This is a genomic window from Streptomyces sp. NPDC059582, assembly GCF_042735715.1.
Lineage (GTDB): Bacteria > Actinomycetota > Actinomycetes > Streptomycetales > Streptomycetaceae > Streptomyces.
Window position 1 is genome coordinate 43995 of sequence record NZ_JBHWCC010000062.1, and the last position, 9415, is coordinate 53409.

Below are 9415 nucleotides of genomic sequence, written 5' to 3' on the forward strand. Positions count from 1 at the left end.
AGACTGCCGCCCATGCTCGACGAATCGCTGCTCGACACACCGGACGCCCTCGCCGAGGCCGACCGCCGCGCCCTGCTGCGCGGCGCCGCCGAGGCCGGGGCCCGGGTGCGCACCGCCGCCCGGCACGCCGCCGAGGCCGGCCTGCGCGACCTGAAGCCCGACGGCCGCCCTCGCGCCGTGCTCATCGCGGGCCCCGGTGCCGCCGCCACCTGCGCCGCCGACCTGCTCGGCACGCTGGCCGGCGCCGGCAGCCCCGTCACCCGCCTGGCACCCACCGGCGTCGCCCCCGCGGCCGGCGCCCTGCGCTGGGAACTCCCCGGCTGGGCCGGCTCGGTCGATCTGCTCCTGATCGCCACCCCCGACGGCACCGAGCCGTCCCTCGCGCTCCTCGCCGAACAGGCCTACCGCCGAGGCTGCTCCGTCGTCGCCGTGGCCCCCGCCGCGAGCCCGCTCGCCGAAGCGGTGCAGGGCGCCCACGGCCTCTTCGTGGCGATGGCGACCGCCCCGTACGACGAGCAGGACGAACAGCCGCTCGCCGCCTCCGCCCCCGGCGTCTTCTGGGCGCTGCTCACGCCGCTGCTGGTCCTGCTGGACCGCGTCGGCCTGCTCGCCGCCCCGCCCGACGCCGTCGAGAAGGTCGCCGACCGCCTCGACCAGATCGCCGAACGCTGCGGCCCCGCCATCGCGACGTACAGCAACCCCGCCAAGACCCTGGCCGCCGAACTCGCCGACTCACTCCCGGTGATCTGGACCGAGGGCGTCTCCGCCGGACCGGCGGGCCGCCGCTTCTCCGCGGCCCTCGCCGAACTCGCCGGCCGCCCCGCCCTCGTCGCCGAACTGCCCGAGGCCCTCGTCGAGCACATCGCGCTGCTCGCGGGCCCGCTCGCCGCCAGCGCCGACCCGGACGACTTCTTCCGCGACCGCGTGGAGGAGCCGCCCGCCTTCCACGCGCGCGTGGTGCTGCTGCGCGACCGCCCGCTCGGCGGCCTGACCGCCGCTCCCTCGGCCCGTGAGCTGGCCCTCAGCCACGACACACCGATCAGCGAACTGGAGCCGGAGACCGGCGGCGAACTGGAGACCCTCGCGGAACTGATCGCCATCACGGATTTCGCCGCCGTTTACCTGGCGCTCGCCTCGGGCGCCTGATCCTGGGTCCGCACCTTTCGACCAGCGCTCGCCGAGCGGCGTAGACACGGAGACAACGACACAGCATGGATCGCCTCGACAACACCGTCCGCCCCTACGCCTGGGGTTCCCTCACCGCCATTCCGCGGCTGCTGGGCGTCGAACCGACCGGCGAGCCGCAGGCGGAGATGTGGATGGGCGCCCACCCGGGCGCACCCTCGCGCACGGAACGCGGCACGCTCGTCGAGGTCGTCGACGCGGACCCCGAGCGGGAACTCGGCCCGCAGGCCGTGGCCAAGTTCGGCCCCCGCCTGCCCTTCCTGCTCAAGATCCTCGCCGCCGGTGCCCCGCTCTCCCTCCAGGTGCACCCGAACCTGGAACAGGCGCGGGAGGGGTACGCGAACGAGGAGCGTGGCGGCATTCCGGTGGACGCCCCGCACCGCAACTACAAGGACGCCAACCACAAGCCCGAACTGATCTGCGCGCTCACCGAGTTCGACGGTCTGTGCGGCTTCCGCGACCCCCTCCGGACCGCCGACCTGCTCGACGGCCTCGGTGTCGACTCCCTCAAGCCGTACGTCGACCTTCTGCGGGCCCACCCCGAGGAGGCGGCCCTGCGCGAGGTCCTCACCGCGATCCTCACCGCCGACCGCGAGGAGATGGCCCACACCGTCGCCGAGACCGCGGCCGCCTGCGAGCGCCTCGGCGGCGACTACGCCCCCTACGCCGGCATCGCCCACCACTACCCGGGCGACCCCGGAGTCATCGCCTCGATGCTCCTCAACCACGTCCGGCTCCAGCCCGGCGAGGCCCTCTTCCTCGGCGCCGGCATCCCGCACGCCTACCTCAGCGGTCTCGGCGTCGAGATCATGGCCAACTCCGACAACGTCCTGCGCTGCGGCCTGACCCCCAAGCACGTCGACGTCCCCGAACTCCTGCGCGTCGTCCGCTTCGAGGCCGGCGACGCGGGCGTACTGCGCCCGGAGGCGTCCTCCGACGACGAGGAGGTCTACGAGACCCCCATCGACGAGTTCCGGCTGTCCCGGTACGTCCTCCCGCAGGGCGGCCCCGCCCGCGACCTCACCCGGGCGACCCCGCAGATCCTGCTCTGCACGGCCGGCTCGGTGACGGCGGGCGAGCACGAACTGAACGCCGGGCAGTCCGTGTTCGTCCCGGCGGGTGAAAAGGCCGAAGTGTCCGGAGCCGGTACGGTCTTCCGGGCCACCGTGGTCGTCTGAGGCGGACCGCACCGGCGGCCTGTCGTGCCGCCGTCCGACCGGGCTGCAACAATGGCCCACCGGCAAAGGACGGGCAAAGCCGCCGACGGGCGCTGTCCCGGACGGCGCCCGGACGGCGTACGCACGTAGGCGAAGGGACAACGCGAACACATGAGCGCGTCAGGCGGCACCAAGGCGATCGTGGCGGCACTCGGCGCCAACCTCGCGATCGCGGCAGCGAAGTTCGTGGCGTTCGCGTTCAGCGGTTCGTCGTCGATGCTGGCCGAAGGCGTGCACTCGCTCGCCGACTCCGGCAACCAGTTCCTGCTGCTGGTCGGCGGTAAGAAGGCACAGCGCGAGGCGACCCCGCAACACCCCTTCGGCTACGGCCGCGAGCGCTACATCTACGCCTTCCTCGTCTCGATCGTCCTCTTCTCGGTCGGCGGCATGTTCGCCATCTACGAGGGCTACGAGAAGATCAAGCACCCGCACGAGATCGAGCACTGGTACTGGCCGGTCGGCGTCCTCGTGTTCGCGATCATCGCCGAGGGCTTCTCCTTCCGCACGGCCATCAAGGAGTCCAACGAGCTGCGCGGCATGCTGTCCTGGACGCAGTTCGTCCGTCGCGCCAAGGCACCCGAGCTGCCGGTCGTCCTCCTTGAGGACTTCGGCGCGCTGATCGGTCTGGTCCTGGCCCTCTGCGGCGTCGGCATCGCCCTGCTCACCGGCGACGGGATCTGGGACGGCATCGGCACCCTCTGCATCGGTGTCCTGCTCGTCCTGATCGCCCTCGTTCTCGCCGCCGAGACCAAGTCCCTGCTCCTCGGCGAGGCCGCGGGCCCGGAGGAGGTCAAGAAGATCGAGGCCGTGATGGTCGACGGTGACACGGTCACCGGCATCATCCACATGCGCACGCTCCACCTCGGCCCCGAGGAACTGCTGGTCGCCGCCAAGATCGCGGTCCAGCACGACGACACCGCCGGCGAGGTCGCCAGGGCCATCAACGCCGCCGAGGCCCGTATCCGCGAGGCCGTCCCGATCGCCCGCGTGATCTACCTCGAGCCGGACATCTACAGCGAGGCCGACGCCGCCAAGGGAGCGGACCGCGAGGCGACGCCGGGCGGCCCGACATCGCACGACACCGGTCACTGACCCCGCCCCCAGGCTCCCTCGACCGTCAGAGCCGCACCGGCCACGGCGGCGGCATCGACGCCGCCGCCCGCCGCCGTACGACGAACGCGGCGATGCCCAGCCCACCGCCGGTCAGCACGAGAACGACCCCGACGATCATGGCCGCCCCCAGTGCCACGGGGGCGGTCCGATCGTCGGTGACGCGGCCCCGGACGGCGGCCGTCGACACCGTCCCGCCATGGTCGGACGCGAAGGACCGCGAGTCCGCCGCGTTCGACCGGGAGCCGCCCAGCGGGAACAGCCGCCCCTTCGGAACCGTCACGTCGTAGGGCTTGTGCACGCCGTCCGCGTCGCCGCCCGTCACATACGGCTCCGCGAGCGGTCTGCCGTTCAGCGTGATCCGCGCCCCGGCCCTCTCGCCCGCGCACACACCACATGGTCACCGCCCACGCCGATCACCCGCTGCCTCACAGGCTGGTCTAAGCCGTAGCGGTCCGGTGCCGTGTACAGGACGACATCGCCCCGCCGCACCTCGCTCCCGTCGACCCGCTCGTACGCGATCCGGTCACCCGGCTCGTACGTGGGCGCCATGCTCGCGCTGGACACGGTCGAGGCCCCGTACGGCGGCCGCCCGTAGGCGAACGAGCCGATCACCGACACCAGCCCCGACAGCCCGACCACGACGGCCGCGATCCCCGGTCCCCGCCCCGTGCCCGGCATTGCGTCCTCCCCGTGCGGCCCATCCGCGGGCGCGAGGCCAGCGGGCGCCGCACACCGGCCGTGCGCGGGCCCGCCGGGCGGTTTCAGCGGCTTCCGTCCGTCACCGCCGCCGTCCCGGCTCGAATTCGCCCGCCGTGATCGGCGTGATGCGTACGGAGGCGGACTGGGGTGGCCGGGCCCGCCGGTGTAGCTTGGGGTGGAGCCAGACGTCGCTGCTGATGGCGGTCGGGCGGTCCCGAAGTGGACCGGCCGAGGGAGAGAGGGCCTCCGACGGACTGCGCTGCGCGCACGTGGGCATGCCCGTGTCCTCCTTCGGGCATGCGTGTGTCCGCCGCCGCGCAGACCAGCCGTACCCACCTCGCCCCAAACCCCGAGGAGCAGCTCCCCATGACGACTGTCGACAACCGACAGGACTTCAAGGTCGCCGACCTCTCCCTGGCCGAGTTCGGCCGCAAGGAGATCACCCTCGCCGAGCACGAGATGCCCGGCCTGATGTCGATCCGCAAGGAGTACGCCGAGACGCAGCCCCTGGCGGGCGCCCGCGTCACCGGCTCCCTGCACATGACGGTGCAGACGGCCGTCCTGATCGAGACCCTGGTCGCCCTCGGCGCCGAGGTCCGCTGGGCGTCCTGCAACATCTTCTCCACCCAGGACCACGCGGCCGCCGCCATCGCCGTCGGCCCCAACGGCACGCCCGACAACCCGCAGGGCGTCCCGGTCTTCGCCTGGAAGGGCGAGACCCTGGACGAGTACTGGTGGTGCACGGAGCAGGCGCTGACCTGGCCGAACAGCCCCACCGGCGGCCCGAACATGATCCTGGACGACGGCGGTGACGCCACCCTCCTCGTCCACAAGGGCGTCGAGTACGAGAAGGACGGCAAGGTCCCCTCGCCCGACACCGCCGAGTCCGACGAGCACCGCGTCGTCCTCGAACTGCTGAACCGCACGATCACCGACGGCTCCCAGAAGTGGACCCAGCTCGCCTCGGAGATCCGTGGCGTGACCGAGGAGACCACGACGGGCGTGCACCGCCTGTACGAGATGCAGCGCGACGGCGTCCTGCTGTTCCCGGCGATCAACGTGAACGACGCCGTGACGAAGTCGAAGTTCGACAACAAGTACGGCTGCCGGCACTCCCTGATCGACGGGATCAACCGGGCCACGGACGTCCTCATCGGCGGCAAGACCGTGGTGGTGTGCGGTTACGGCGACGTCGGCAAGGGCTGCGCGGAGTCGCTGCGCGGGCAGGGTGCCCGGGTGATCGTGACCGAGATCGACCCGATCTGCGCGCTGCAGGCGGCGATGGACGGCTACCAGGTCACTACCCTCGACGAGGTCATCGACAAGGCGGACATCTTCGTCACCACGACGGGCAACAAGGACATCATCATGGCCTCGGACATGGCCAAGATGAAGCACCAGGCCATCGTGGGCAACATCGGTCACTTCGACAACGAGATCGACATGGCCGGCCTGGCGAAGATCCCGGGCATCGTCAAGGACGAGGTCAAGCCGCAGGTCCACACCTGGAAGTTCCCCGACGGCAAGGTGATCATCGTGCTGTCGGAGGGGCGCCTGCTGAACCTGGGCAACGCCACCGGCCACCCGTCGTTCGTCATGTCGAACTCCTTCGCGGACCAGACGCTGGCCCAGATCGAGCTGTTCGCCAAGCAGTCGCAGTACCCGATCGGGGTCTACACGCTGCCCAAGCACCTCGACGAGAAGGTCGCCCGGCTCCACCTGGACGCGCTCGGCGTGAAGCTGACGACGCTGCGCCCGGAGCAGGCGTCCTACATCGGGGTCGAGGTCGAAGGCCCGTACAAGTCCGACCACTACCGCTACTGAGTCCGCAGCCCCGCCCGCTGTGAGCGCGTCCGCGTACTGACACGCCCTTCAGCGGCGGCCCGCAGCACCTCCGAGACAGGCCCCCGCACCCCCGTGTCGGGGGCCTGTCCCGTTGGCGCCCTCACGACCGGACCCGCTCATCACGGTGTCCCGGCCAGCCCGTCAAGACCCAGGACCCCCATGCCCCGCGGCCGTTATTCGCTCCACGATCCGCACGATCACACCCCCCTCGCAGAAGAGCACTTCCACTGCGCCCCCGGCCCCTCCGGCTGGCGTTACGTCTCCCAGCTGACCGCCCCTTCGGGCGACCACGCCGGCTCGGTCGACCTCGCTCTCGACGAGCTGGGCCGCCCCATCCGCCTCGAACTCCACGCAGGGGGCTGGCAGGTCCGCGGCGCCGCCCTCGACGGCGTCACCTGGGTCCGCACGGACCCCACCGGCGCTCATGCCACCGAAGGCAACGTCCCCGCCCACGCCTTCACCGGCACATCCCCCGCATTCCTCGTCGCCACCGCCCGGCTCCTGCGCCTCACCCCCTCCGCCGCCGCGACCCGCGTACGCCTCGTCGCTCTCACGGACCCGGTCCTCGCCCCGCGCACCGTGGACCAGTCCTGGGCCTTGGTCCAAAGACAAACACACGCCACTGACAACGGCCCCCTGACCGTGGACGAATACCAGGTCACAGCCCTGGACACGGGCGAACGGCAGGCCGTGCACATCGCCGGCGACGTGGTGCTCGCGGCCCCGGGAATCGAGCTGGAGGACCTGGAGACGCCGCCGTCGACGTTCGGGTGACGTGTCCGGTGCGGACGCCTGCGCGAGGAGGACGGGGGTAGGGCGGGACACGCGAGGAGGACGGGGGTAGGGCGGGACAGGGGAACGGGGCTCGGTCCGAAGGGATCACGCGGGCGGTGCGAACCCGGTCGACGGGTGGTCGGCCGCCGGCGCGGCCGGGGAGCCCGACGCCGCGTCCTGCGGTGCGGCGGGCGCACCGCTGGCGGGCACCCCGCCGACGCCAGGGGCGTAGCCGACGCCAGGGGCGTAAGGGACGCCGGGGCGTCCGGGAACGGGATGGCCGAGCGCGGGGCCGGCGACGGTGGGACCGAGGGCCGTGGGGTGTCCCACGGTGAGCCCGGCGGCGCCGACCGCGCCGGGTGAACTCGCAGCCGTCCCGTCCGCGTACGCCCGCCGTACCTCCCGGGCCTGCCGTTCCTGCACCACCGCCGCCAGATAGGCGGCCGGCGGGACACCGTGCGGCGCCGGAGTCCCCGTACGATCCGCTAGATCCGTGGCGAGCCGTGTCGCCATGGCCCAGCCGACCTGCGGATCCAACTGCTGCATCCGGGTCAGGTACTGCCGGATCGCGAGCCACAGCCCGTCGGGGACCGAGGACAGGTCGAGCGCGGAGAAGCGCCCGGCGAGCCAGGGCGGAGGCGGCGGCACAAAGCTCGACCGCGACACGGGCACCCGCTCCCGTACGACGAGAGTCCCCGCGAACACGTCCCCGAGCCGTCGTCCCCGTGCCGACACGAGCGACGCGATGACGGCCACCACCCCGAAGGTCATCAGGATCTCGACCACCCCGACCGCGCCACGCACCAACGCGTGCCGGAACCTGATCGGCCCACCGTCGTCGCGCACCACACGCAGACCCACCGCCATCTTGCCGAGCGAACGCCCGTGGCTGAGCGTCTCCACCGCGATCGGGCCGCCCACCAGCACGAGCAGGAACGTAGCGATCGACACCGCGATCTGCGCTGCCTCGTCCAGCGAAGCCGTGGACAACACCAGCGCCACCGTCACGGCCACATACACGGTCATCGCGACGGCCAGATCGAGCAATATGGCCAACGCCCTGCTGGGCAGCCTCGCGGGGCGCAACTCCAGCGCCACCGCCTCGCCCGTCACCAGCTCACTCACGTCCGCCGTCCCTTCCCTGACCTGCCCTGAGAACCGTCAGTCTGCCAAGCTGAGGGCGCATCGCGCCGCAGTACGACAAGCTGACACAACGACGAGCCGCCGACGAACAGCCCAGGAGCAGGCAAAACCGATGGACCTCGACGTCTTCGTCTCCTCCCACCGAGCCGAGTGGGACCGCCTGGACGCCCTGCTGCGCCGCCAGCGCCGCCTGACAGGCGCCGAGGCCGACGAACTCGTCGTCCTCTACCAGCGCACCGCCACCCATCTGTCCCTGATCCAGTCCAGTGCTCCGGATCCGCAGCTGACGGGCCGGCTCAGCCAACTGGTGGCACGCGCGCGAAGCGCGGTCACGGGCACCAGGCGTGCGTCGTGGCGCGACGTGACCCGCTTCCTCACCCAGGGCTTTCCCGCCGCGGTCTACCGGTCCCGCTACTGGTGGGTGCCCACCGCGCTGGTCTCCACCGTGGTGGCGATCCTGCTCGGGTGGTGGATCGGCGTCCACCCGGAGGTGCAGTCCTCCATAGCTGCCCCCGACGAGCTGCGTGAGCTCACCCGTCCCGGTGGTCAGTACGAGACCTACTACTCGAGCCATCCCGCGACGGCCTTCGCGGCGCAGGTCTGGACGAACAACGCCCAGGCGGCCGCGATGTGCCTGGTCCTCGGTGTCTTCCTCGGTATCCCGGTCCTGTGGATCCTGTTCGAGAACATGCTCAACCTCGGTGTCGGCTTCGGTCTGATGTCCTCCGCCGGTCGCCTCGACACCTTCCTCGGCCTCGTCCTGCCGCACGGCCTGCTGGAACTGACCGCGGTCTTCGTCGCCGCCGGCACCGGCCTGCGCCTCGGCTGGACCCTCATCGACCCAGGCCCGCGCACCCGACGCGCCGCCCTCGCCGAGGAGGGACGCGCCGCGGTGGGAATGGCGATCGGCCTCGCCATGGTCCTGTTCGTCTCCGGCGCCATCGAAGGCTTCGTCACCCCTTCGGGCCTGCCCACCTGGGCCCGGATAGGCATCGGAGTCCTGGCTGAGCTGGCCTTCCTCGCGTACGTCTACATCCTGGGCGGACGGGCCGCTCGTGCCGGCGAGACGGGCGACGTCGAGGAGTCCGAGCGCAGCGCGTCGGTGCCGACAGCCGCCTGATGTGCAAACACCCTTCCGGAGCTGTTAATCTCTCCTTCGGCCCACAAGAGCTGTTGACACAGCCCGCGTGGGGAGGTAGATTCGAACAGTTGCCTGGAACTGGATGCACTCCGGTCGGCGACGGTGAAGTAGTCTTCCTGCTTCTCGGAACACTGATTTCGACGAAGCCACTCCCGATTCACTCGGAATGTACGGCCGGTAAAACGGCCCGAAACTTCTGATAAAGTCGGAACCGCCGGAAAGGGAAACGCGGAAGCGGGAACCTGGAAAGCACCGAGGAAATCGGGTCGGAAAGATCTGATAGAGTCGGAAACGCAAG

Annotated in this window: 10 protein-coding genes; 7 read left to right on the forward strand and 3 right to left on the reverse strand. The window is 71.3% G+C overall.

Going from position 1 to position 9415, the window contains the following annotated elements; all coding sequences use genetic code 11:
* Positions 1–12 precede the first annotated feature (12 nt).
* The 3 genes from ACFV0T_RS36025 (at position 13) to ACFV0T_RS36035 (ending at position 3494) form a co-directional block, all read left to right on the forward strand.
* A complete protein-coding gene (locus ACFV0T_RS36025; protein ID WP_385788790.1) occupies positions 13–1146 on the forward strand; it encodes an SIS domain-containing protein in 1134 nt (377 codons plus the stop codon).
* 65 nt (positions 1147–1211) lie between these two features.
* A complete protein-coding gene (gene manA, locus ACFV0T_RS36030) occupies positions 1212–2363 on the forward strand; it encodes a mannose-6-phosphate isomerase, class I (protein WP_385788792.1) in 1152 nt (383 codons plus the stop codon).
* A gap of 150 nt (positions 2364–2513) precedes the next feature.
* Positions 2514–3494, forward strand: a complete 981-nt coding sequence (locus tag ACFV0T_RS36035; protein ID WP_385788794.1) for a cation diffusion facilitator family transporter — start codon at positions 2514–2516, stop codon at positions 3492–3494.
* Between the two features lie 25 nt (positions 3495–3519).
* Here ACFV0T_RS36035 and ACFV0T_RS36040 read toward each other — a convergent pair whose 3' ends face one another.
* Together ACFV0T_RS36040 and ACFV0T_RS36045 are read right to left on the reverse strand one after the other, a co-directional pair.
* Positions 3520–3837 carry a hypothetical protein gene (locus tag ACFV0T_RS36040; protein ID WP_385788796.1) on the reverse strand — a complete coding sequence of 106 codons (318 nt, stop codon included), beginning with the start codon at positions 3835–3837 and terminating at the stop codon, positions 3520–3522.
* Between the two features lie 26 nt (positions 3838–3863).
* Entirely contained in the window at positions 3864–4034 is a 171-nt protein-coding gene (locus ACFV0T_RS36045) for a hypothetical protein (protein ID WP_385788811.1), read from the reverse strand.
* Here ACFV0T_RS36045 and ACFV0T_RS36050 point away from each other — a divergent pair.
* The 3 genes from ACFV0T_RS36050 (at position 3976) to ACFV0T_RS36060 (ending at position 6833) form a co-directional block, all read left to right on the forward strand.
* Positions 3976–4110, forward strand: a complete 135-nt coding sequence (locus ACFV0T_RS36050) for a hypothetical protein (protein ID WP_385788813.1) — start codon at positions 3976–3978, stop codon at positions 4108–4110. The genes ACFV0T_RS36045 and ACFV0T_RS36050 overlap by 59 nt on opposite strands.
* A gap of 470 nt (positions 4111–4580) precedes the next feature.
* On the forward strand, positions 4581–6038 hold the full coding sequence (gene ahcY / locus ACFV0T_RS36055) for an adenosylhomocysteinase (RefSeq protein WP_385788798.1): 1458 nt from the start codon (positions 4581–4583) through the stop codon (positions 6036–6038).
* Positions 6039–6218: 180 nt separating this feature from the next.
* Positions 6219–6833 carry a hypothetical protein gene (locus ACFV0T_RS36060; RefSeq protein ID WP_385788800.1) on the forward strand — a complete coding sequence of 205 codons (615 nt, stop codon included), beginning with the start codon at positions 6219–6221 and terminating at the stop codon, positions 6831–6833.
* 105 nt (positions 6834–6938) lie between these two features.
* Here ACFV0T_RS36060 and ACFV0T_RS36065 read toward each other — a convergent pair whose 3' ends face one another.
* A complete protein-coding gene (locus ACFV0T_RS36065; RefSeq protein WP_385788802.1) occupies positions 6939–7958 on the reverse strand; it encodes an RDD family protein in 1020 nt (339 codons plus the stop codon).
* A gap of 130 nt (positions 7959–8088) precedes the next feature.
* Between ACFV0T_RS36065 and ACFV0T_RS36070 the strand changes: the two genes are divergently transcribed.
* Entirely contained in the window at positions 8089–9096 is a 1008-nt protein-coding gene (locus ACFV0T_RS36070; RefSeq protein ID WP_385788803.1) for a stage II sporulation protein M, read from the forward strand.
* The last annotated feature ends 319 nt before the right edge of the window (positions 9097–9415 follow it).